Origin of the sequence: Streptococcus australis, assembly GCF_040226615.1 — a bacterium.
Taxonomy (GTDB): domain Bacteria; phylum Bacillota; class Bacilli; order Lactobacillales; family Streptococcaceae; genus Streptococcus; species Streptococcus australis_E.
The window spans coordinates 100,434-123,117 of the sequence record NZ_JBCOAT010000005.1 but is presented as its reverse complement, the minus strand read 5'-3'; the positions used below and the strand labels follow the sequence as shown (position 1 = coordinate 123,117).

Genomic DNA, 22,684 nt, shown 5'->3' with positions numbered 1-22,684 from the left:
ATACAACATGACATACGAAGTAAAATCTCTTAATGAAGAGTGTGGAGTATTTGGGATTTGGGGACATCCAGACGCTGCGAAACTCACCTATTTTGGCCTTCACAGTCTCCAACACCGGGGACAAGAGGGGGCAGGAATCCTGGCCAATGATCAAGGAACCTTGAGACGCCATCGGGATACCGGTCTGCTTTCAGAAGTCTTTCGAAATCCTTTAAATTTGGAAAAATTGACAGGAAGTTCTGCTATTGGGCATGTTCGCTATGCGACAGCAGGGGAAGCTTCGGTGGATAACATCCAACCCTTCCTCTTCCGCTTTCAAGATACCCAGTTTGGTCTGGCCCATAATGGGAATTTGACCAATGCCCAATCGCTCAAATCTGAATTAGAAAAAAATGGAGCCATCTTTAGCTCAACCTCTGACTCAGAAATTTTAGCTCACTTGATTCGTCGGAGCCACAACCCTTCCTTTATGGGAAAAATCAAGGAAGCACTCAATACGGTCAAAGGTGGTTTTGCTTATCTGATGCTGTTTGAAGATAAGCTAATCGCAGCTCTGGACCCAAATGGTTTCCGTCCTCTATCCATCGGAAAAATGTCTAATGGAGCCTTGGTTGTTTCTTCTGAAACCTGTGCTTTTGAGGTTATTGGAGCGGAGTGGATCCGAGATGTGCACCCTGGTGAGCTCGTTATCTTTGATGAAAATGGCATTACCTATGATCGCTATACGGATGATACCCAACTGGCGATTTGTTCCATGGAGTATATCTATTTTGCCCGTCCCGATTCCAATATCCAAGGAGTTAATGTCCATACGGCTCGCAAGCGGATGGGAGCTCAGTTGGCACGAGAGTTTAAGAACCAAGCAGATATTGTAGTGGGGGTTCCAAACTCCTCACTCAGTGCTGCTATGGGCTTTGCGGAAGAATCTGGTTTGCCAAATGAAATGGGCTTGATCAAGAATCAGTATGTCCAACGAACCTTTATCCAACCGACTCAGGAATTACGGGAACAAGGGGTGCGGATGAAGCTCTCTGCCGTATCTGGTGTCGTGAAAGGCAAACGGGTTGTCATGATTGATGACTCTATCGTGCGTGGAACCACCTCTCGTCGGATTGTGAAATTGTTGAAAGAAGCAGGGGCTACAGAAGTCCATGTGGCAATTGCTAGCCCAGCTCTGGCTTATCCATGTTTCTACGGAATTGATATTCAGAGTCGTGAGGAGCTAATCGCAGCCAATCATACAGTAGAGGAAACCTGTGAGATTATCGGTGCGGATAGTTTGACTTATTTATCTGTTGAGGGCTTGATTGATTCTATAGGGATTGATACCGATGCACCAAACGGTGGCCTTTGTGTGGCTTACTTCGATGGGAAATATCCAACCCCTTTGTATGACTACGAAGAACGCTATTTGGAAAGCTTGAATGAGCAGACTTCTTTCTATTAGGAATTTTTGCAAGTGAATCTGACCATTCACAGTAGGATCTAGGAACAGAAAAAGGAAGAAACAAATGACAAATAAAAATGCTTATGCCCAGTCTGGTGTAGATGTTGAAGCGGGTTATGAAGTTGTTGAACGGATTAAAAAACACGTGGCACGTACAGAGCGTGCGGGTGTCATGGGAGCTCTTGGCGGTTTCGGTGGCATGTTTGACCTTTCAAAAACAGGTGTCAAAGAGCCCGTTTTGATCTCAGGGACAGACGGTGTCGGTACCAAACTCATGCTGGCTATCAAGTACGACAAGCACGATACCATCGGACAAGACTGTGTGGCCATGTGTGTTAACGATATTATCGCTGCAGGTGCGGAGCCCCTTTACTTCCTTGACTACGTAGCAACTGGTAAAAATGAACCAGCTAAGCTAGAACAAGTAGTTGCTGGTGTGGCTGAAGGTTGTGTGCAAGCTGGTGCAGCCCTCATTGGTGGGGAAACGGCTGAAATGCCTGGTATGTACGGTGAAGACGACTATGACTTGGCTGGATTTGCAGTCGGTGTCGCTGAAAAAAGCCAAATCATCGACGGTTCAAAAGTAGCAGAGGGAGACGTCCTTCTTGGGCTTGCCTCAAGCGGTATCCACTCAAATGGTTACTCACTTGTTCGTCGTGTCTTTGCGGATTACACAGGGGAAGAAGTCCTCCCAGAATTGGAAGGCAAAAAACTCAAAGAGGTTCTTTTGGAGCCGACTCGTATCTACGTTAAAGCTGTTCTGCCACTCATCAAAGAGGAATTGGTTAACGGTATTGCCCACATCACAGGTGGTGGTTTCATCGAAAATGTCCCACGGATGTTCGCTGATGACTTGGCTGCTGAAATTGATGAAAGCAAGGTTCCAGTCCTTCCAATTTTCAAAGCCCTTGAAAAATATGGCCAAATCAAACATGAAGAAATGTTTGAAATCTTCAACATGGGTGTGGGGCTTATGCTTGCAGTGAAACCAGAACATGTGGAACGTGTCAAAGAACTTCTTGACGAACCTGTTTATGAAATCGGTCGTATTGTGAAGAAAGATGGCGCAAGTGTGGTGATGAAATAATGGCTAAAAAGATTGCTGTTTTTGCTTCTGGAAATGGTTCAAACTTTCAGGTCATTGCGGAACAATTTCCAGTAGAGTTTGTCTTTTCAGATCACCGGGATGCCTATGTACTTGAGCGTGCAGAAAAGCTAGGGGTTTTATCTTATGCCTTCGAACTCAAAGAGTTTGAGAACAAGGCAGACTATGAAGGAGCCATCGTCGAACTTTTGGATGAACACAAGATTGACTTGGTTTGTCTCGCAGGCTATATGAAAATTGTTGGCCCAACTTTACTAGCAGCTTATGAAGGTCGTATCATCAATATTCACCCAGCTTTTCTCCCTGAATTTCCAGGCGCTCATGGTATTGAGGATGCTTGGAATGCAGATGTGGACCAGTCTGGCGTGACTATTCACTGGGTGGACTCTGGTGTTGATACCGGTAAGGTCATCAAACAAGTCCGTGTGCCCCGTCTTGAAGGGGATACCCTTGATACTTTCGAGACTCGCATCCATGAAACAGAGTACAAGCTCTATCCAGAAGTCTTGGAGAATTTGGGCGTTGCGAGAAAATGAGGAAGTGCTAGAGTTGAAAGAAAATTTTCGACTGTAGCAGAGAAAGAACTTTAAAAAAGGAAAATAAAATGACTAAACGCGCACTAATTAGTGTCTCAGATAAAGCGGGCATCGTTGAATTTGCCCAAGAACTCAAAAAACTTGGTTGGGACATCATCTCAACAGGTGGTACCAAGGTTGCCCTTGACAACGCTGGGGTAGAGACCATTGCCATCGATGATGTGACGGGCTTCCCAGAAATGATGGACGGTCGTGTCAAGACCCTGCACCCAAATATTCACGGTGGTCTTCTCGCTCGTCGTGACCTTGATAGCCACCTTCAAGCGGCTAAGGACAATCGGATTGAGCTCATTGATCTTGTGGTGGTAAACCTCTACCCATTCAAGGAGACTATTCTCAAACCAGATGTTACCTATGCGGACGCGGTTGAAAACATCGATATCGGTGGGCCATCAATGCTTCGTTCCGCAGCGAAGAACCACGCTAGCGTAACAGTTGTGGTAGACCCTGCTGACTATGCTGTGGTTTTGGACGAATTGGCAGCAAACGGTGAAACAAGTTACGAAACTCGCCAACGATTGGCAGCCAAGGTTTTCCGTCACACAGCAGCTTATGATGCCTTGATTGCAGAATACTTTACAGCTCAAGTGGGTGAAACAAAACCTGAAAAACTCACTTTAACCTATGACCTTAAACAAGCCATGCGTTACGGCGAAAACCCTCAACAAGACGCTGATTTCTACCAAAAAGCTTTGCCGACAGACTACTCAATTGCATCCGCTAAACAGCTCAACGGGAAAGAATTGTCCTTCAACAATATCCGCGATGCGGATGCTGCGATTCGTATCATCCGTGATTTCAAAGACCGTCCAACCGTTGTGGCTCTCAAACACATGAACCCATGTGGGATTGGTCAAGCTGACGACATCGAGACCGCATGGGACTACGCTTATCAGTCTGACCCGGTTTCTATCTTTGGTGGGATCGTCGTTCTCAACCGTGAGGTAGATGCTGCGACAGCTGAGAAGATGCACGGTGTTTTCCTCGAGATCATCATCGCGCCAAGCTATACGGATGAGGCGCTAGCCATTTTGACCAATAAAAAGAAAAACTTGCGTATCCTTGCCTTGCCGTTTGACGCTCAAGATGCTAGTGAAGTGGAAGCGGAATACACAGGTGTTGTCGGTGGCCTTCTCGTTCAAAACCAAGACGTGGTCAAAGAAAGTCCAGCTGACTGGCAAGTGGTGACCAAACGCCAACCAACGGAGACAGAGGCAACTGCCCTTGAGTTTGCTTGGAAAGCCATCAAGTACGTTAAATCAAATGGAATTATCGTGACTAATGACCACATGATACTTGGTGTTGGCCCTGGTCAAACCAATCGTGTGGCTTCCGTCCGTATCGCTATTGATCAAGCTAAAGACCGTCTTGACGGTGCTGTTCTTGCTTCCGATGCCTTCTTCCCATTTGCAGATAACGTGGAAGAAATCGCTAAAGCAGGGATTAAGGCTATCATCCAGCCAGGAGGCTCCGTTCGTGACAAAGAGTCTATCGAAGCGGCTGATAAATATGACTTGACTATGGTCTTCACAGGTGTAAGACATTTTAGACATTAATCAAAACAGGCACTCATCCATCGATGAGTGCCTTTATTAGTCAAGAAACCTTTAATTTGGATAGATATAGCTGACTGTTCCCCAGACAACATTCGTTGGGTCAAACCAGCCACGGAAATTGTTAATGGTCCGATTTCCATTGTAATTAGCTTCCTTCACTTGGATTTTTTGATCATGTTCAACCTCTGTGACGACTGCAACGTGGCCATAGCCTCCATTATCCCAGCAGGCGATAGCGCCAACTTCAGGGGTACTTCCTGTCCGGAAGCCTGCAACGCGAGCACTAGCAGCCCACATGCCACCGTTTCCCCACCAGTTTTGTGACCAAGGAGCCAGCTCTTTTGCTGCCCAGGTACATTCGCCAACGGGATAGTAATTATCCGGCTGGGTGACCAGTGGAGCAACTTTAGCCTGTTCGACCTGAAATGTTGTGGCGAGCAGGCCTTTTAAGTGTCCCTTGTCTTTCTGGTAGACATGGAGATGAAAGGTTCCTTTCCCTTTATGTTTTTCAGCATTGAAGGACAATTGATAGCGGCCAGGTGCCGTTCTTTTTGCGGGATACCAGATCAAGTCGTCTTGGCCATCTTGTTCAGACCAGATGGGAAAGAGGATTTCCTCCACATCTTCAAAGAGCTGGAGTTGGATCTCAAATAGCTGTGTAGTGCTAGGTCGGACTGTGATCTTGGGTTGGGAAGATGCGAGATCTTTTTTCTCAACGATTGTCTGTAGAGGAAACAGTCCTTCAAGGTTTCCGTAAGAATTGATGCCGTAGACATGGATATGGTAGAGTCCTGCTTGATCTAAATGATTGGTCAGAGGTACTTGCAAATCAAAGCCATTTTCTCCTCGTTGAACAGGATACCAAATGAGATCGTCCTGGCCGTTTTTCTCGGACCAAATGGGGACGCTAACGCTTTGAAAGCGACCTGGAATGGTCCCGAGGTGGATAACTAATTGTCCCTTTTCCTTGTAGATATAATTGATGTTTTGGTCTGCTCCTGCAACTTGTGAAGCCCCTGCCCAGAAAAGGCAAGCTGCCAAGAGTAGTTTCTTAATTCTCTGCATAAAACTCCTTTTTAAAAAATAGTAGAGGTCTCAATTATAATATTCGTAAAAAGGAGTAGAAATTTAAAAATTAATGAAAAAAGTTTGTTTTTTAACGAAAATTATTGAACATTCCTTGAAATATTAGAATAAAACGAACGATTATGATATAATTTAATAAAATAATTCGCAAAAGAGGTTCAAGATGAAACTTTTGGTTGTTGGATCTGGTGGTCGTGAGCATGCGATTGCCAAGAAGTTGTTGGAGTCTAAAGACGTTGAGCAGGTTTTTGTGGCTCCTGGTAATGACGGGATGCGATTAGATGGTCTAGATTTGATCAATATCGGAATTTCCGAACATTCTAAGCTGATTGACTTCGCAAAAGTCAATGATATCGCTTGGACCTTTATTGGCCCAGATGATGCCCTTGCGGCCGGGATCGTGGATGAGTTCAATGCAGCCGGTCTCAAGGCTTTTGGTCCGACCAAAGCTGCGGCTGAGCTGGAGTGGTCCAAGGATTTTGCTAAGGAAATCATGGTCAAATATGATGTTCCGACAGCAACCTATGGGACTTTTTCAGATTTCGAGGAAGCTAAGGCCTACATTGAGGAAAAAGGCGCTCCAATCGTCGTCAAGGCAGATGGGCTAGCTCTTGGGAAAGGTGTCGTCGTTGCGGAGACAGTTGAGCAAGCGGTCGAAGCCGCTCACGAGATGCTTTTGGACAATAAATTCGGTGACTCAGGTGCGCGTGTGGTCATCGAGGAATTCCTGGATGGGGAAGAATTCTCTCTCTTTGCCTTTGTCAATGGGGACAAGTTCTACATCATGCCAACAGCTCAGGACCACAAACGTGCCTACGATGGAGACAAGGGTCCGAACACTGGGGGGATGGGGGCTTACGCGCCAGTTCCTCACTTGCCACAGAGCGTGGTTGACACAGCGGTTGACACCATTGTCAAGCCAGTTCTTGAAGGCATGATTAAAGAAGGTCGCCCCTATCTTGGTGTCCTTTACGCTGGTCTTATCTTGACAGCTGATGGACCCAAAGTCATCGAGTTTAACGCTCGCTTTGGAGATCCTGAGACGCAAATCATCTTGCCTCGATTGACATCTGATTTTGCGCAAAATATCACGGATATTTTATATGGCAAAGAGCCAGCTATCACTTGGACGGACAAGGGTGTGACACTTGGTGTGGTTGTGGCATCAAACGGCTACCCACTGGCTTATGAGAAGGGTGTCAAGCTTCCAGCCAAGACAGAGGGAGACATCATCACCTACTATGCAGGTGCTAAATTCGCTGAAAATGGCCACGACCTTCTTTCAAACGGCGGACGTGTCTATATGCTGGTCACCACAGCTGATACCGTCAAAGACGGCCAAAACATTATCTACAGCCAACTCAACAACCAAAACACAGAAGGCCTCTTCTACCGAAGCGATATCGGAAGCAAGGCTATAAAAGATTAACAGAGCGAGCGAAAGCGAGCTAAACGAAGATAATGGTCGTTTGATTTGCGAGCGTTAGCGAGCTAGTATAGGATAATCGTCGCAGTAGTGGAACTCCTAGTAGCTCTGCTACTAGGAGCGGAAAACTGGAGACTCAGGCTCCAGTTTTAGTAATGGAACGCCATAGGCGGTCGCTTACGTCCGCACTACAATAGACGATTATTAAAAAAGGAGAAGAAATGAAACCAGTAATTTCCATCATCATGGGCTCAAAATCCGACTGGGCAACCATGCAAAAAGCGGCTGAAGTCCTCGACAACTTCGGCGTCGCTTATGAAAAGAAAGTTGTTTCCGCACATCGGACGCCTGACCTCATGTTCAAACATGCCGAAGAAGCACGTAGTCGTGGCATCAAGGTCATCATCGCAGGTGCGGGTGGCGCTGCTCACTTGCCAGGGATGGTCGCAGCTAAAACGACCCTTCCGGTTATCGGGGTACCCGTTAAATCACGTGCCCTTAGCGGTGTGGATTCACTTTATTCCATCGTTCAGATGCCAGGTGGAGTGCCAGTCGCAACCATGGCGATCGGTGAAGCTGGTGCGACTAACGCGGCCCTCTTTGCCCTCCGTCTCCTTTCAGTAGAGGACCAGGCCATTGCGACAGCGTTGGCAGATTTCGCAGAAGAACAAGGAAAAATCGCAGAGGAGTCGACAAATGATCTCATCTAAAACAATCGGAATTATCGGTGGTGGTCAGCTGGGTCAGATGATGGCCATTTCTGCTATCTACATGGGCCACAAGGTTATCGCGCTGGACCCTGCAGCGGATTGCCCAGCATCTCGTGTGGCAGAAATCATCGTGGCGCCTTATAACGATGTGGATGCTCTTCGTCAGTTGGCTGAGCGTTGCGATGTCCTCACCTATGAATTCGAAAATGTTGATGCTGACGGTTTGGATGCTGTCATCAAGGAGGGACAACTCCCTCAAGGGACAGACCTACTTCGCATCTCCCAAAATCGCATCTTTGAGAAGGATTTCCTTTCCAACAAGGCTCAAGTAACGGTGGCTCCATACAAGGTTGTGACTTCAAGCCAAGACTTGGCAGATATCGACCTGTCCAAAAACTATGTCCTCAAGACTGCGACTGGTGGCTATGACGGGCATGGACAAAAGGTCATTCGCTCGGCAGAAGATTTGGAAGAAGCCTATACACTAGCCGATTCAGCAGCTTGTGTCTTGGAAGAATTTGTCAACTTTGACCTGGAGATTTCTGTTCTTGTGTCTGGTAATGGTAAGGATGTGACAGTTTTCCCAGTTCAGGAAAATATCCATCGCAACAACATTCTTTCTAAAACGATTGTGCCAGCCCGCATTTCAGAAAATCTAGCTGAAAAAGCCAAAACCATGGCAGTGCGAATTGCAGAACAACTCAACCTGTCTGGTACCCTCTGTGTAGAAATGTTTGCGACAGCTGATGACATCATTGTCAACGAAGTTGCGCCACGTCCACACAATTCAGGCCACTACTCAATCGAAGCTTGCGATTTCTCGCAATTCGACACGCATATCTTGGGTGTTATCGGAGCACCATTGCCAACCATCCAACTGCATGCCCCAGCCGTCATGCTCAATGTCCTCGGGCAGCACGTCGAGGCAGCTGAAACATATGTGACAGAAAATCCAAGCGCTCACCTCCACTTATATGGTAAACTAGAAGCAAAGCACAACCGCAAAATGGGACATGTGACTTTGTTTAGTGATGTGCCAGAAAGTGTGGAAGAGTTTTAAATACGATAAAATTTAAAGAATGGAGAGAAAATGTCTATAGAGGAACTTTTAACAAAGCAACGAATTAAAGATTTATTGGATTCAAAATCTGATGATAGAATCGAGTTTCGAATTGTTACTGAACAAACACGTTATCCACTAAAAAATGTCAAAGAGATTTTTCAATCTTCTGACTATAAAATGGATCCATATTATCAAAGAAATGTTGTCTGGCCAGAATCAAAAAAATCAAAATTAATAGAAAGTTTTATTATAAATATTCCTATACCACCTATTTTTTTATTTGAGTATGAATATGGTAAGTTCGAAATTATGGATGGTAAGCAAAGGATTTCTACAATTATTTCATTTTTGGAAGATGAATTTCATCTAGAATCACTTGAATTTTTTCAGGAATACAATGGAAAAAAATATTCTGAATTGCCTGCGGATGTCAAAGAAACAATAACAAGAAGATATATTTCCGGAATAATCTTATTGAGTGAATCAACCAAAGATGAATCTGAGAAACAAAATATGCGACGACTTGTTTTTGAAAGACTGAATACAGGAGGCTTAGCATTAAACAAGCAAGAAGTGAGAAATGCGCTTTATAGTGAGCGATTTAATAAAATGTTGAAGCGCTTGGCATTAGACGAAGTGTTTAAACAATTATGGGCCCATCCGAAAAAAACTGAATACAATGAAAGATTAGAATATTCAGAAAAAGTCCTTCGTTTTTTTGCATATTTTAGTGCGGTACGTAATGACATTACTCCAATCTCTACTTCAAGACTATTAGATTTATATATGGAAGCATCGAAAGAGTTTACGGAATCTGAATTAGATGAATTGGAAGAATTTTTCAAAAAAGTAGTTACAACCGTAAGGAGACTTTTTGGAGAGAAAGCATTTATGTCGAGTGCAAAAAGTAAAAAAGCTGAAAATATGATTTTTGATAGTGTGATGCTTTTTACATCTAATAATTTAGATAATTTGGAACAATTTGATGATGGAGCTTTTGAACAATTGAAGTTTGATGTTTTGAAAACTAATAAAACAGATTTTAATGGTAAGTATACAGCAATAAAAAATGTAAAGACAAGAGTTTCTATTTTTGAAAAGGAATTTTTGAAAGATGAATAAATTTGTTCAAAATCAAACTTTCTATGAAAATATTGATAGTTTTAATGATATTATATCCGGTATTAAAGAATCAGATAAAAGATTTGTTGAAATGATTTTCAAAAAGAATTTTACAATTACACTTTATACCTTTTGGGAGAGTAATGTTAAGAAAATTCTTTTTAATCATTTAGTAGAGCATGCCAATATAATTTTTACAGAGGAATTTCTTAAGTCGTTTTATAGGACAATTCTAAATTCTCCAAATTATGTTAAAGAAAAATATCTAGATTCTTTGGATAAAAATGAAATACAGATAACACAAGAGTATTATTTATCAAGCAATAATTTATGGTTCGACAAAGTAGTAGAATTGATTCAAAGGATATATCCTGAGACCTCCCAAGATAATTTTTTGAAATTTTCCAATTCAAATTTGGAATTAAAAAAAACAATTGAAAAACTTGAACAAACTTTTATTTCAAAATATTCTGAAAAAAAAGCTAATCCAGATGGTTTAGAAGGTTATATAGATAGTTTGGTCAATAATAGAAATAATTTAGCTCATACAGGTGAATGTTCGGAATACATTGGTTTCAATGATATGAAACTTTATTTTGAATTTATTAGTCATATATTAATTACTATAGAGATGTATCTAAAAAATCTTTATATACAAAAATCTATATCTGAGCATAAATTAATAAATATAACAAGTGTTATTTGCGGAACTAGGCAGGCAAAGGCAATTGTTGAAGTGACTTTTGATAGTGAAATAGTAGAAAAATTTAACCAAGAAGAAAACGAGAAAAAGTATTCTGACTGGTATATAAAGAAAGGTGATTTTTTTTATCCTATTGCCATAGAAAAAATAAAGGATGAAGATAAAAAAACTGTTTCTATATTACCTGATAATGGGCATGTGACATTAGAAATAAAGAGTTGCAATATAAAGGTAACTAAAAGAGGTGATTATAATCTTTTAAATTTAACATACTCCCAACATGAAAATCATGAATTGAGTGAGAAAAAACTTATATTCAAATTTTAAAAATTAATTAAGGAGAAAACATGATTGAACGTTACTCTCGCCCCGAAATGGCGAACATTTGGACTGAAGAAAATAAATACCGTGCTTGGCTTGAGGTGGAAATCTTGGCTGATGAAGCATGGGCTGAGTTGGGGGAAATCCCTAAGGAAGATGTGGCTTTGATTCGTGAAAAAGCGGATTTTGACATCGACCGTATTTTGGAGATCGAGCAAGAGACACGCCACGATGTGGTTGCCTTCACGCGTGCGGTTTCTGAGACTCTTGGTGAAGAGCGCAAGTGGGTCCACTATGGTTTGACTTCTACGGACGTGGTAGATACTGCCTATGGTTACCTCTATAAACAAGCAAACGATATCATTCGCAAGGACCTTGAAAACTTCCTCAACATCATCGCTGACAAGGCTAAGGAGCACAAGTTCACTATCATGATGGGTCGTACCCACGGTGTGCACGCTGAGCCTACAACCTTTGGTCTTAAATTGGCCACTTGGTACAGCGAAATGAAGCGCAACATCGAGCGTTTCGAGCATGCGGCTACTGGTGTGGAAGCTGGTAAGATTTCTGGTGCGGTTGGTAACTTTGCCAACATCCCACCATTCGTAGAGCAATACGTCTGCGACAAGCTTGGTATCCGTGCTCAAGAAATCTCTACACAGGTGCTTCCTCGTGACCTTCACGCTGAGTACTTTGCGGTTCTCGCCAGCATCGCAACTTCGATCGAGCGTATGGCAACGGAGATCCGTGGTCTTCAAAAATCAGAACAACGTGAAGTGGAAGAGTTCTTTGCCAAAGGTCAAAAAGGGTCTTCAGCCATGCCTCACAAACGCAATCCTATCGGTTCTGAAAATATGACTGGTCTTGCGCGTGTCATCCGTGGTCACATGGTAACAGCTTATGAAAACGTAGCCCTTTGGCACGAACGTGATATCTCTCACTCATCGGCTGAGCGGATCATCGCACCAGATACAACCATCTTGATTGACTACATGCTCAACCGTTTTGGAAACATCGTTAAGAACTTGACAGTCTTCCCAGAAAACATGATCCGCAACATGAATTCTACATTTGGTTTGATTTTCAGCCAACGTGCCATGTTGACTTTGATTGAAAAAGGCATGACCCGTGAGCAGGCTTACGACCTTGTTCAACCCAAGACTGCCCAATCATGGGACAACCAAGTAGACTTCAAACCACTTCTTGAAGCAGATCCAGAAGTGACTTCACGCCTCACTCAAGAAGAAATCGACGAAATCTTCAACCCAACTTACTACACCAAACGGGTGGATGAAATCTTCGAACGCATCGGTTTGGGAGACTAACCGCAACTAAAAACGGGAATTTGAAAAATAGACGAAAAGAGGCTGGGACAAAAGTCCTAGCCTCTTTTCGTCTTTTGATTATCGAGCAAGAGTGGGCTCTACTAGGCTGATTTCATCAGCTGTTAGATCCCTACTCAACTGTGCGGAGGTGGGACGACGAAATCGAATTCTAACGAATTACCGATTTCTGTCCCACTCTCTTTTCTTTGCCTATATCAGGCGCTCTAGATCCTGAATTTATCATAATAAATTTTGACTGATTAAACTATTTATAGGAAGTCTATCACTAATTATAGATTATTCGTTTTACATGTTTTAGGAACTATTTTTTCATGCTATAATTTGTATCATAAAAGTCTGAGGCCAGACCCCAGACTTTGAATGATCAATGATCACGATCACAAGAGATAAATTTGATTTTATAGTAGTCACCGCGTTTATAGGTTTCGCTATATTCGAGAATTTGACCGGTCGCTTCCAATTTTGTCGTCTTCACTTGACGGACAGTTGGGAAGTTTTCATCGATATTCAACACAGAAGCGATTTTGCTTGGTGTTGGGAATACAATATCATTGATTTCTTCAAAGTGTTCATCATTCATATGGATATGATAATCTTCTTTAAAGCGATCATAAATCGAACTATAGTAATCTAAGCTCGGATAATTTGGGTTAATATATTGCTCTGGGACATAGGTCTGGTGGTAGATATAGGTATCTTCACCAATATGACGGGTCCGATCAATCTTATAATAGAATTGAGTCGGAGCGAGCCCCAGTTTATCCAGGATATTCAGCGCATTGCCACGCTTAATAGAGAGAACTTTTACGGTCGCTTTTTGGATAGGGAAGGTTTCAACGTCTGAAAACTCAACCAGTTTGTGTTTTCTAGCGCGCGAAACAAAGGTTCCTTTCCCTTGTTGGCGGACGATGTATCCATCGCTAGCCAAATCGTTCAAAGCACGAACAACAGTAATCGAGCTAACATTATAAATCTTAATCAGCTCGGCTTCTGTGTAAAATTTATCTCCATTTTCGAATTTACCTGAGATAATTTGTTGCTTCAAATCATCTTTGATGTGTTGGTATTTTGGGATTGCCATGTGCTTCACCTCTTCTTTCGATATCCCTTGTTAATATTATTTTAACATATTTTTTCAAAAGTGGTTGACATTTTTTTATTAATATATTATATTGATAAATGAAAAGGGTTTCTTAGAAGGAGGTTCTCAGTATGGGTGCATTTGAAATCCGTGAAGATTTTTATTTAAATGATCAACCTTTTAAGATTTTATCTGGTGCAATTCATTATTTTCGGATCGATCGTGAGGATTGGTATCATTCCTTATATAACCTAAAAGCTCTAGGTTTTAATACTGTTGAAACCTATGTTCCATGGAATGCTCATGAGCCACAAAGAGGCCACTTTCACTTTGAAGGGAATTTGGACCTGGAGCACTTTATCCAAGTAGCTCAAGAGTTGGATCTATATGTGATTCTCCGTCCGTCACCGTTTATCTGTTCGGAGTGGGAATTTGGGGGCTTGCCAGCCTGGTTAATCGACGAAGACCTTCGGATTCGCTCATCGGATCCGGCCTTTCTCAAGGAAGTGGCTCGCTATTACGACGAGCTCCTGCCACGTGTGGCCAAGTACCAATTGGATCGTGGGGGCAATATCCTCATGATGCAGGTTGAGAACGAATATGGCTCTTATGGCGAAGACAAGGCCTACCTTCGGGCGATCAGAGATCTAATGATTGAGAGGGATATTACTTGTCCACTCTTCACCTCTGATGGACCTTGGAGGGCGACCCTTCGAGCAGGGACCTTGATTGAGGATGGACTCTTTGTAACCGGTAATTTTGGTTCGCGTGCGAATTACAACTTCTCTCAGATGAAAGAGTTCTTTGCTGAGCATGACAAAAAGTGGCCACTCATGTGTATGGAATTTTGGGATGGCTGGTTCAATCGATGGAAAGAACCTATCATCAAGCGAGATCCAGAAGAGTTGGCAGAAGCAGTCCATGAAGTCTTACAAGAAGGCTCCATCAATCTCTATATGTTCCATGGTGGGACCAACTTTGGATTTATGAATGGTTGCTCAGCACGAGGGACTGTGGATCTCCCGCAAGTGACATCCTACGACTATGATGCTCTCTTAGATGAGCAGGGCAATCCGACTCCTAAGTACCATGCAGTCAAAAAGATGATGGCGACCTACTATCCAGAGTATCCACAGATGGATCCACTTGTGAAGTCGACTTTGCCAGAGCATAGACTAAAGTTAACCAACAAGACTAGTTTGTTTGGCAATTTAAACGAGATTGCTCAGGTCACAGAAAGTCTTTATCCACAGACCATGGAAGAAATCGACCATCCCTTAGGCTATCTGCTCTATGAGACAGAGGTGGAAATGGATGCGGAAGAAGAGCGCTTGCGTATCATCGATGCGCGTGACCGGGTACAGGTTTATGCCAATGATCAATTAATTGCTACTCAATACCAAGAAGAAATCGGTCAAGATCTTTTTTTAAACGGAAAAAAGAAAACGATTACAAACTTAAAACTCTTGATCGAAAACATGGGACGAGTCAATTATGGACACAAGCTTTTAGCGGACACCCAACGAAAAGGAATACGTACAGGAGTTTGTATCGATCTACATTTCAAGCTTGATTGGAAACAATATGCGCTTGATTTCACCCAGCTGGATCGCTTGGACTTTTCGAAAGAATGGCAAGAAGGTCAACCAGCTTTTTATCAATTTGCTTTTCATCTAGATCAGGTTGAGGATACCTTCCTTGACATGACTGGATTTGGAAAAGGGATCGTTCTTGTAAACGGCCACCATATCGGTCGTTTCTGGGAAGTCGGTCCAACACTCTCCCTCTACATCCCTCATGGTTTTCTCAAAGATGGGGAAAATGAGATCCTCGTCTTTGAGACAGAGGGCACTTGGACGGAGACCTTAAAACTTGTTTCACAACCTACATTCAAAGAAGTAAAGGGGGAAAACTTATGACTATTGTAGGATGCCGTATCGATGGACGTTTGATCCACGGGCAGGTAGCCAACCTTTGGACTACCAAACTAAATGTTTCACGTATCATGGTGATCGATGATGAAGTCGCTCAAAATGATATCGAAAAAAGTGGCTTGAAACTCGCGACACCACCTGGTGTCAAGCTCAGTATCTTGCCAGTAGCAAAGGCTGCAGAAAATATCTTGGCTGGAAAATATGACAGCCAACGTCTCTTCATCGTAGCTCGCAAGCCAGATCGTTTCCTCGGTTTGGTAGAAGCAGGTGTGCCACTTGAAACCTTAAACGTTGGGAACATGTCTCAATCAGACGAGACTCGTCCGATTACTCGTTCGATCAACGTAGTGGATGCTGATGTGGAAGCTTTCCACAAGCTAGCTGAAAAAGGAGTTAAGCTAACTGCTCAAATGGTTCCAAATGATCCAGTTGAAGACTTCTTGAAGTTACTCAAATAGTTTATAAATAAAAAAAGAAAAATTTTAGGAGGAAATTGTCATGATACAATGGTGGCAAATTTTACTACTTACTTTGTACTCAGCTTATCAAATCTGTGATGAGTTGACGATTGTTTCATCAGCAGGATCACCAGTCTTTGCTGGTTTCATTACAGGGCTTGTCATGGGAGATTTAAAGACAGGTCTCTTTATCGGAGCTTCTCTTCAATTGACAGTGCTCGGTGTTGGTACTTTCGGTGGAGCTTCTCGTATTGACGCTACTTCTGGTGCCGTTCTTGCGACTGCCTTCTCAGTAGCACAAGGGATTGATCCAGAGCTTGCTATTGCTACAATCGCTGTGCCGGTAGCAACTTTGTTGACCTACTTTGATATTCTTGGTCGTATGACTACAACTTACTTCGCTCACCGTGTAGATGCTGCGATTGAACGCTTTGATTACAAAGGCATCGAACGCAACTATCTCCTTGGTGCTCTTCCTTGGGCTCTTTCTCGTGCTCTCCCAGTTTACTTCGCGCTTGCTTTTGGTGGATCTTTCGTAGAAACTGTTGTTACAGGTCTTGCTAATGTACAATGGTTGGCAAACGGTCTGAAACTTGCAGGTCAAATGCTTCCAGGTCTTGGATTTGCGATCTTGCTCCGTTACCTTCCTGTTCGTCGTAACCTTCACTACTTAGCACTTGGCTTTGGTTTGACAGCTATGTTGACAGTGCTTTATAGCAATGTTCAAAGCCTTGGTGCTGCAGTGTCTAGCATTGTCGGTTCTGAAGTGTTCGCTAAACTTCCAGAAGAACAAGCTATTACTTTTGTTAACAACTTCAAGAGTGTATCTATGATTGGTATTGCCATTATCGGTATCTTCCTTGCAGTACAACACTTCAAAAACAGTCAACGTACAGTCGTAGCTGCTCCAGTAACTGAATCAGAAAGCGGGGAAATTGAAGATGACGAATTCTAAGAATTACAAACTCACTAAAGAGGATTTTAATCAAATTAACAAACGTAGTCTGTTTACTTTCCAATTAGGTTGGAACTATGAACGGATGCAGGCTTCTGGTTACCTTTATATGATTTTACCTCAGTTGCGTAAAATGTATGGTGATGGCACTCCAGAATTGAAAGAAATGATGAAATTGCATACGCAATTCTTCAATACTTCACCATTCTTCCACACCATTATCACTGGTTTTGACCTCGCTTTGGAAGAAAAAGATGGTGTCAAATCAAAAGATGCGGTCAATGGTATCAAGACAGGTCTCATGGGACCATTCGCTCCTCTTGGGGACTCAATCTTTGGATCATTGGTACCAGCTATTATGGGTTCAATCGCAGCAACTTTGGCTGTTGCAGGAAACCCAGCCGGTATCTTCTTGTGGATCGCTGTGGCAGTTGCTTATGACATTTTCCGTTGGAAACAATTGGAATTTGCCTATAAAGAAGGGGTTAACCTCATCAACAACATGCAAAGTACCTTGACAGCTTTGATTGATGCAGCTGCCGTTCTGGGTATCTTCATGGTTGGTGCCTTGATTGCCAGCATGATTGGTGTTGAAGTTTCTTGGGCTCCACACATTGGGGACAAAGCGATTGAAATTCAAGATATGCTCAACCTTATCTTCCCACGTTTGGTACCAGCTATCATCACAGGTGTGATCTACTGGTTGCTTGGACGTAAAGGTATGAACTCTACAAAAGCTATCTTGCTCATCATCCTTGCAGCAATCGCATTCTCAGCATTTGGCCACTTCTTCTTTGGAATGGCATAATGGAGTAAGGTATGGCAAAACAGTTAGTATTGGTCAGTCATGGTCGCTTCTGTGAAGAGCTCAAAGCCAGTACAGAAATGATTATGGGACCACAAGACAATATTCATGCCGTGGCCCTCTTGCCAGAGGAAGGTCCTGAGGAGTTTACAGCCAAGTTTGAAGCCTGTGTTGCAGACTTTGAGGACTATATCGTCTTTGCGGATCTTTTGGGAGGCACTCCTTGTAATACAGTTAGCCGTCTGATTCTTGAAGGACGTGCGATTGACCTCTATGCAGGGATGAACTTGCCAATGGTAATTGAATTTATTAATAACAGCCTGGTCGGAGGAGAAGAAGCTTATCCAGCGCGTGCACAAGAAAGCATCGTGAAGGTTAATGATCTTTTATCCAACTTTGATGACGACGAGGATGAATAAGATACGATAGCGAAGACCGCTTGAACATTCGGAATGGGGCTGGGACAATTGTCTCGGCCTCTTACCGCTTATAAGGCGAGTAGAAAAGAGGAGAAGCATGCTAGATTATACAAAAGAAGAACTGCTGGAACTGGGGGCTGAGATTACGACACGCGAAATTTACCAGCAACCAGAAGTTTGGAAAGAAACCTATCGTCTCTATCAAGAGAAAGCAAAAGAAATCCAAGAGTTTTTGGAGGCTATTGGGAAGCGTCATGGCTACATCAAGGTCATCTTGACAGGGGCAGGGACCTCAGCCTATGTGGGAGATACCTTGGTTCCTTACTTGCAGGAAGTCCACGATGAACGCCACTGGAATTTCCAATCCATTGCGACGACCGATGTCGTGGCGCATCCACAAACCTATCTCAAAAAAGAAGTGCCGACTGTCTTGGTTTCCTTCGCAAGAAGTGGCAACTCGCCTGAAAGTGTTGCGACAGTTGAGTTAGCTCAACAATTGGTGGAGGATCTCTATCAGATCACCATTACCTGTGCAGCCGAAGGAAAACTAGCCCAGCAGGCCCACGGAGATGAGCGCAATCTCTTGCTTCTCCAACCAAAAGAAACCAACGATGCCGGCTTCGCCATGACCTCCAGCTTTACTTCTATGCTTTTGATAGCCCTCTTGGTCTTTGACCCAAGTGAGGAAGAAATCAAGGAAAAACGAGTGGAAGAATTGATTTATCTGTCAGAGCAGGTCTTGGAGAAAGATCGCGAGGTCAAGGAAGTTGTAGATTTAGACTTCGAACGCGTCATCTATCTAGGAGCAGGACCTTTCTTCGGGCTAGCTCATGAAGCTCAGCTCAAGATTTTAGAGTTAACAGCTGGTAAAATCGCGACCATGTATGAGAGCCCTGTCGGCTTCCGTCATGGACCGAAATCCCTCATCAATGACCAGACCCTGGTCTTGGTTTTTGGATCCATTGATCCTTATACACGCCAGTACGATTTGGATTTGGTTGGAGAAGTGGCGGGAGATCAGATTGCCCGTCAGGTCGTCCTCTTGACCGACCAAGCTGCTGGGATTGAGCATGTACGTGAAGTGTTGGTAGCCTCTTCAGCAGAGTCGCTGGATATCTACCGTGCCTTCCCATACATTATCTACGGTCAATTGATTTCCCTCTTGACTTCGCTCAAGGTTCAAAATCGCCCAGACACACCATCACCGACAGGAACGGTGAACCGTGTTGTACAAGGAGTGGTGATTCACCCTTTTCACTAGAATGAATGATGTTGGAGGAGACAACTTGTGAAACACTATCAAAAATATCTATTTGGTCAATTGGACGGTCAAGATGTAGAAGCGTATCGCCTCGAAAATGACCTGGGTTATCAATTGTCTGTCATGACTTATGGAGCTACTATTTTAGAGTATGTAACACCAGACAAACAGGACCAATTCGCTAATATTGTTTTGGGCTTTGACAATTTTGATGCCTATGTCGGCAATAGCCCTAAATATGGAGCCAGTATTGGTCCAGTCGCTGGTCGAATCGCAGGTGCCAGCTTTGACCTCGATGGGCAAACCTATCACTTGGAAGCCAATAATGGAACCAACTGCAACCATAGTGGATCGACTGGATGGGACAGCGCCTTGTTTAGCGTGGAGTCGGTGACGGACCAAGAAATCACTCTGTACACAGAGCGTGCAGATGGCACCGGTGGATTCCCTGGGAATCTCAAGATCTGGGTGACCTATGCTTTGACTGAAGCAGGGGAGCTGGAAATCAGTTACCGAGTAGAGACAGACCAGGACACCCTAGTCAATCCGACCAACCACAGCTATTTCAACCTATCAGGCAACTTTACCCAGCCGATAAATGACCATGTCTTCCAGATCAATCATCAGGGGCTTTACCCCATTCATCCAGATGGCGTTCCTCTTCACACTGTGGATAGAGAAAGTCCAATTGTTCAGCATCTCTACCAAGCCATGCTGTTAGAGGATCTCTTCAAGGATGCTGATCCGCAAATCCGCCTGGTAGAAGGATTAGACCATCCCTTCGCTTTGCCAGAAGGGCATGAAAATGCAGGTTTCTTCTACCATCAGCCGTCTGGGCGCTTTTTGACCTTCAAGTCAGAAGCCCCAGCCTTGGTGGTGTATTCAGCCAATTTTGTGGATGAAACGGTTTATCTGGAAGGAAAACCAATGGTTCAACACAATGGCTTGGCCTTAGAATTCCAAACCGTACCAGATGCCATTCATAGCGACCAAGCTGAAAAGGTTATCTTGAGAGCGGGTCAAGTCTTCACCAGCAAGACTAGCTACCATGCCATCGCTAAGAAATAGATAAGAAAGAGAGGGTGACAAACAAGGATGTGAAATCTTTGTTTGTCACCCTCTCTTTTTTTGAAAAAAATTTTTTAAAAAGACTATAAGGAAACTTTAAGCTTCCCGTCGTATACTAATACCATCATCAAAGACCTCCTAACTTTGAATGATAAAACTCCTAAAACTTTTTCATAATAATCTCCCTATAAGAGCCACCAAAACCGGTGGCTTTTTTTCTGGGAGTGAGACAGAACAATTTTTTAAAATTGTTCGTTGTCTCACCCCCGCACAGTTGATTAGGTAATCTTTGGAGCTATAAGAGCGAACAAAGATACCAATCAACCACTGCGTTATGTAATTATTACTAAACCTATTTCATCTAACCAAGCCTGATAGGGACGTAGACGAGTTTAGGTACGTTGATGCAGTTTGAACGGAGCGAAAACTACGTTCCTTATTATAATGGTGAAGGCAGTCCAATAGGGTCGCAGACGGACTACGTTCCTTAAAAAGAAACAAGGTAGTTTAAGAGGGGAATCGATTCCCAACACCTAACAATCAATAATTAGTGATAGATTGAATAGAATATGATTTTAAATCATCAGAGGCATCATTTTTTGCTATAATAGACTGTATGAGTAGAATTTTAGACAATGAAATCATGGGCGATGAAGAGGCTGTTGAACGGACGTTGCGCCCACAATATTTACATGAATATATTGGTCAAGATAAGGTTAAGGACCAGCTGAAAATCTTTATTGAGGCAGCCAAGCTTCGGGATGAGGCGCTGGATCATGTCCTTCTTTTTGGCCCTCCAGGACTTGGGAAGACCACTATGGCCTTTGTCATTGCTAACGAACTGGGAGTCAACCTCAAGCAGACTTCCGGTCCTGTCATTGAAAAGGCTGGTGACTTGGTAGCCATCCTTAATGACTTAGAACCGGGCGATGTTCTCTTTATCGATGAGATCCACCGTCTGCCTATGTCAGTCGAAGAAGTGCTATACAGCGCCATGGAAGATTTTTACATCGACATTATGATTGGTGCTGGCGAGACTAGCCGGAGTGTCCATCTGGATCTTCCTCCTTTCACTCTGATTGGGGCGACGACTCGAGCTGGGATGCTGTCCAATCCCTTGCGTGCTCGCTTTGGAATTACCGGTCATATGGAATACTATGAGCAAGATGATCTGACAGAGATTGTCGAGCGGACCGCCGAGATCTTTGAGATGGAGATTACCCACGAGGCTGCCGAAGAGCTTTCTCTTCGTAGTCGGGGGACTCCTCGGATTGCCAACCGTTTGCTGAAGCGGGTGCGTGATTTTGCCCAGATTATGGGCGACGGCTTGATTGACGACACCATTACAGACAAGGCCCTCTCTATGCTGGATGTGGACCATGAAGGACTTGACTATGTCGATCAAAAGATCCTGCGGACCATGATTGAGATGTACGGTGGCGGCCCGGTTGGACTTGGGACCCTATCGGTCAATATTGCTGAAGAGCGGGAGACCGTAGAAGATATGTATGAGCCTTACTTGATTCAAAAAGGCTTTATCATGCGGACCCGGACAGGGCGCGTGGCAACCCGAAAGGCCTATGAACACCTGGGTTATCCCTACAATGGAGACTAGAAGAAGATGCTGACGGAAGAAGCGATAGTAGAGCAGATCCAAGCGGATCCGGAGATGATGACTGTCTTGACTATTATTCGAGATTTCAACCTGGCAGACGCTTGGTTAGCAGCAGGTGCGGTGCGCAATTTTATCTGGAACCAGCTTTCTGGCAGACCAGGGTTTGACGTGGCGACGGATCTGGATCTGGTCTTTTATGACCCCGCGATCAGCTATGAGGAGACTCTGCAGATCGAGCAGGGATTAAAGAAGACCTATCCTCAGTATGCCTGGGAAGTCAAAAACCAAGTCTACATGCACCAGCATAGTCCGGGGACGGCTCCTTATCATAGTGCCTGTGATGCGGTTTCCAAATACCCCGAGCAGTGTACGGCCCTTGCGGTTCGCTTAAGGAATGATGGTCAGCTAGAGCTCTTTCTCCCCTATGGGACAAGGGATATCGAAGACTTCATCGTTCAGCCGACTCCACATTTTTTAGCTAGTCCCGAGCGTTTGGCAGTTTATACAGAGCGTATGCGGAAGAAAGATTGGAAACGAAAATGGCCAGCCCTTCAGATCATCCTGCCTGAATAAAAAAAGAAAGTCAGCCTACCTCAATGGTGGACAG

Annotated in this window: 21 protein-coding genes; 19 read left to right on the top strand and 2 right to left on the bottom strand. The window is 43.7% G+C overall.

All coding sequences use genetic code 11. The features are described 5' to 3' along the window. The first annotated feature begins 7 nt into the window (after positions 1-7). The 4 genes from purF (at position 8) to purH (ending at position 4,704) form a co-directional block, all read left to right on the top strand. Positions 8-1,447: an amidophosphoribosyltransferase gene (purF, locus tag ABT997_RS06255; RefSeq protein ID WP_117745156.1), complete on the top strand. Its 1,440-nt coding sequence runs from the start codon at positions 8-10 to the stop codon at positions 1,445-1,447. Positions 1,448-1,511: 64 nt separating this feature from the next. Continuing rightward, a complete protein-coding gene (gene purM / locus ABT997_RS06250; protein WP_350018972.1) occupies positions 1,512-2,534 on the top strand; it encodes a phosphoribosylformylglycinamidine cyclo-ligase in 1,023 nt (340 codons plus the stop codon). Then, positions 2,534-3,088, top strand: coding sequence for a phosphoribosylglycinamide formyltransferase (gene purN, locus ABT997_RS06245; protein WP_023024867.1), 555 nt, complete (start codon positions 2,534-2,536; stop codon positions 3,086-3,088). Before purM ends, purN begins: the two co-directional genes overlap by 1 nt. Before the next feature lie 68 nt (positions 3,089-3,156). Continuing rightward, positions 3,157-4,704, top strand: a complete 1,548-nt coding sequence (gene purH, locus ABT997_RS06240) for a bifunctional phosphoribosylaminoimidazolecarboxamide formyltransferase/IMP cyclohydrolase (protein WP_350018971.1) — start codon at positions 3,157-3,159, stop codon at positions 4,702-4,704. Between the two features lie 51 nt (positions 4,705-4,755). Here purH and ABT997_RS06235 read toward each other — a convergent pair whose 3' ends face one another. After that, a complete protein-coding gene (locus ABT997_RS06235; RefSeq protein ID WP_350018970.1) occupies positions 4,756-5,769 on the bottom strand; it encodes a GBS Bsp-like repeat-containing protein in 1,014 nt (337 codons plus the stop codon). Between the two features lie 184 nt (positions 5,770-5,953). On the opposite strand from ABT997_RS06235, the gene purD reads away from it, so the two are divergent. The 6 genes from purD to purB all read left to right on the top strand — a co-directional run bounded on the left by purD (position 5,954) and on the right by purB (position 12,460). Further along, on the top strand, positions 5,954-7,219 hold the full coding sequence (gene purD / locus ABT997_RS06230) for a phosphoribosylamine--glycine ligase (protein ID WP_350018969.1): 1,266 nt from the start codon (positions 5,954-5,956) through the stop codon (positions 7,217-7,219). 218 nt (positions 7,220-7,437) lie between these two features. Then, entirely contained in the window at positions 7,438-7,926 is a 489-nt protein-coding gene (gene purE / locus ABT997_RS06225) for a 5-(carboxyamino)imidazole ribonucleotide mutase (RefSeq protein ID WP_350018968.1), read from the top strand. Further along, positions 7,913-8,986, top strand: a complete 1,074-nt coding sequence (gene purK / locus ABT997_RS06220; protein ID WP_350018967.1) for a 5-(carboxyamino)imidazole ribonucleotide synthase — start codon at positions 7,913-7,915, stop codon at positions 8,984-8,986. The genes purE and purK overlap by 14 nt, the downstream gene beginning before the upstream one ends. 30 nt (positions 8,987-9,016) lie before the next feature. Beyond that, positions 9,017-10,111, top strand: coding sequence for a GmrSD restriction endonuclease domain-containing protein (locus ABT997_RS06215; RefSeq protein ID WP_350018966.1), 1,095 nt, complete (start codon positions 9,017-9,019; stop codon positions 10,109-10,111). Next, positions 10,104-11,141 (top strand): HEPN domain-containing protein, encoded by a 1,038-nt coding sequence (locus ABT997_RS06210; protein ID WP_350018965.1) that lies wholly within the window; start codon positions 10,104-10,106, stop codon positions 11,139-11,141. Before ABT997_RS06215 ends, ABT997_RS06210 begins: the two co-directional genes overlap by 8 nt. Before the next feature lie 20 nt (positions 11,142-11,161). Continuing rightward, complete coding sequence (purB, locus tag ABT997_RS06205; RefSeq protein ID WP_270616052.1) at positions 11,162-12,460, top strand: adenylosuccinate lyase; 1,299 nt, start codon at positions 11,162-11,164, stop codon at positions 12,458-12,460. 385 nt (positions 12,461-12,845) lie between these two features. Here the strand turns inward: purB and ABT997_RS06200 are convergent, their stop codons facing one another. Further along, entirely contained in the window at positions 12,846-13,562 is a 717-nt protein-coding gene (locus ABT997_RS06200; protein WP_006595289.1) for a GntR family transcriptional regulator, read from the bottom strand. Between the two features lie 131 nt (positions 13,563-13,693). Between ABT997_RS06200 and ABT997_RS06195 the strand changes: the two genes are divergently transcribed. From ABT997_RS06195 to ABT997_RS06155, 9 genes are all read left to right on the top strand, one after another. Then, positions 13,694-15,481, top strand: a complete 1,788-nt coding sequence (locus ABT997_RS06195) for a glycoside hydrolase family 35 protein (RefSeq protein WP_350018964.1) — start codon at positions 13,694-13,696, stop codon at positions 15,479-15,481. Then, positions 15,478-15,954, top strand: a complete 477-nt coding sequence (locus ABT997_RS06190) for a PTS sugar transporter subunit IIB (protein ID WP_023027469.1) — start codon at positions 15,478-15,480, stop codon at positions 15,952-15,954. Before ABT997_RS06195 ends, ABT997_RS06190 begins: the two co-directional genes overlap by 4 nt. 40 nt (positions 15,955-15,994) lie before the next feature. Continuing rightward, the gene (locus tag ABT997_RS06185; protein WP_195348264.1) at positions 15,995-16,909 is read left to right on the top strand and encodes a PTS mannose/fructose/sorbose/N-acetylgalactosamine transporter subunit IIC; all 915 of its coding nucleotides are present in this window, start codon (positions 15,995-15,997) and stop codon (positions 16,907-16,909) included. Next, positions 16,896-17,717, top strand: coding sequence for a PTS system mannose/fructose/sorbose family transporter subunit IID (locus ABT997_RS06180; protein ID WP_023024889.1), 822 nt, complete (start codon positions 16,896-16,898; stop codon positions 17,715-17,717). Before ABT997_RS06185 ends, ABT997_RS06180 begins: the two co-directional genes overlap by 14 nt. 11 nt (positions 17,718-17,728) lie before the next feature. Next, positions 17,729-18,133, top strand: coding sequence for a PTS sugar transporter subunit IIA (locus ABT997_RS06175; RefSeq protein ID WP_023024891.1), 405 nt, complete (start codon positions 17,729-17,731; stop codon positions 18,131-18,133). Positions 18,134-18,230: 97 nt separating this feature from the next. Continuing rightward, on the top strand, positions 18,231-19,394 hold the full coding sequence (locus ABT997_RS06170) for an SIS domain-containing protein (protein WP_350018963.1): 1,164 nt from the start codon (positions 18,231-18,233) through the stop codon (positions 19,392-19,394). Positions 19,395-19,421: 27 nt separating this feature from the next. Then, a complete protein-coding gene (locus ABT997_RS06165) occupies positions 19,422-20,462 on the top strand; it encodes an aldose epimerase family protein (protein ID WP_350018962.1) in 1,041 nt (346 codons plus the stop codon). A 616-nt stretch (positions 20,463-21,078) separates the two neighbouring features. Continuing rightward, positions 21,079-22,077, top strand: a complete 999-nt coding sequence (gene ruvB, locus ABT997_RS06160) for a Holliday junction branch migration DNA helicase RuvB (protein ID WP_045760104.1) — start codon at positions 21,079-21,081, stop codon at positions 22,075-22,077. A gap of 6 nt (positions 22,078-22,083) precedes the next feature. After that, positions 22,084-22,650, top strand: a complete 567-nt coding sequence (locus ABT997_RS06155; RefSeq protein WP_350018961.1) for a nucleotidyltransferase family protein — start codon at positions 22,084-22,086, stop codon at positions 22,648-22,650. Positions 22,651-22,684 lie beyond the last annotated feature (34 nt).

Coding starts and splice junctions, on each gene's coding strand:
- purF (WP_117745156.1), top strand. CDS start 8: ATGACATACGAAGTAAAATCTCTTAATGAAGAGTGTGGAGTATTTGGG.
- purM (WP_350018972.1), top strand. CDS start 1,512: ATGACAAATAAAAATGCTTATGCCCAGTCTGGTGTAGATGTTGAAGCG.
- purN (WP_023024867.1), top strand. CDS start 2,534: ATGGCTAAAAAGATTGCTGTTTTTGCTTCTGGAAATGGTTCAAACTTT.
- purH (WP_350018971.1), top strand. CDS start 3,157: ATGACTAAACGCGCACTAATTAGTGTCTCAGATAAAGCGGGCATCGTT.
- ABT997_RS06235 (WP_350018970.1), bottom strand. CDS start 5,769: ATGCAGAGAATTAAGAAACTACTCTTGGCAGCTTGCCTTTTCTGGGCA.
- purD (WP_350018969.1), top strand. CDS start 5,954: ATGAAACTTTTGGTTGTTGGATCTGGTGGTCGTGAGCATGCGATTGCC.
- purE (WP_350018968.1), top strand. CDS start 7,438: ATGAAACCAGTAATTTCCATCATCATGGGCTCAAAATCCGACTGGGCA.
- purK (WP_350018967.1), top strand. CDS start 7,913: ATGATCTCATCTAAAACAATCGGAATTATCGGTGGTGGTCAGCTGGGT.
- ABT997_RS06215 (WP_350018966.1), top strand. CDS start 9,017: ATGTCTATAGAGGAACTTTTAACAAAGCAACGAATTAAAGATTTATTG.
- ABT997_RS06210 (WP_350018965.1), top strand. CDS start 10,104: ATGAATAAATTTGTTCAAAATCAAACTTTCTATGAAAATATTGATAGT.
- purB (WP_270616052.1), top strand. CDS start 11,162: ATGATTGAACGTTACTCTCGCCCCGAAATGGCGAACATTTGGACTGAA.
- ABT997_RS06200 (WP_006595289.1), bottom strand. CDS start 13,562: ATGGCAATCCCAAAATACCAACACATCAAAGATGATTTGAAGCAACAA.
- ABT997_RS06195 (WP_350018964.1), top strand. CDS start 13,694: ATGGGTGCATTTGAAATCCGTGAAGATTTTTATTTAAATGATCAACCT.
- ABT997_RS06190 (WP_023027469.1), top strand. CDS start 15,478: ATGACTATTGTAGGATGCCGTATCGATGGACGTTTGATCCACGGGCAG.
- ABT997_RS06185 (WP_195348264.1), top strand. CDS start 15,995: ATGATACAATGGTGGCAAATTTTACTACTTACTTTGTACTCAGCTTAT.
- ABT997_RS06180 (WP_023024889.1), top strand. CDS start 16,896: ATGACGAATTCTAAGAATTACAAACTCACTAAAGAGGATTTTAATCAA.
- ABT997_RS06175 (WP_023024891.1), top strand. CDS start 17,729: ATGGCAAAACAGTTAGTATTGGTCAGTCATGGTCGCTTCTGTGAAGAG.
- ABT997_RS06170 (WP_350018963.1), top strand. CDS start 18,231: ATGCTAGATTATACAAAAGAAGAACTGCTGGAACTGGGGGCTGAGATT.
- ruvB (WP_045760104.1), top strand. CDS start 21,079: ATGAGTAGAATTTTAGACAATGAAATCATGGGCGATGAAGAGGCTGTT.
- ABT997_RS06155 (WP_350018961.1), top strand. CDS start 22,084: ATGCTGACGGAAGAAGCGATAGTAGAGCAGATCCAAGCGGATCCGGAG.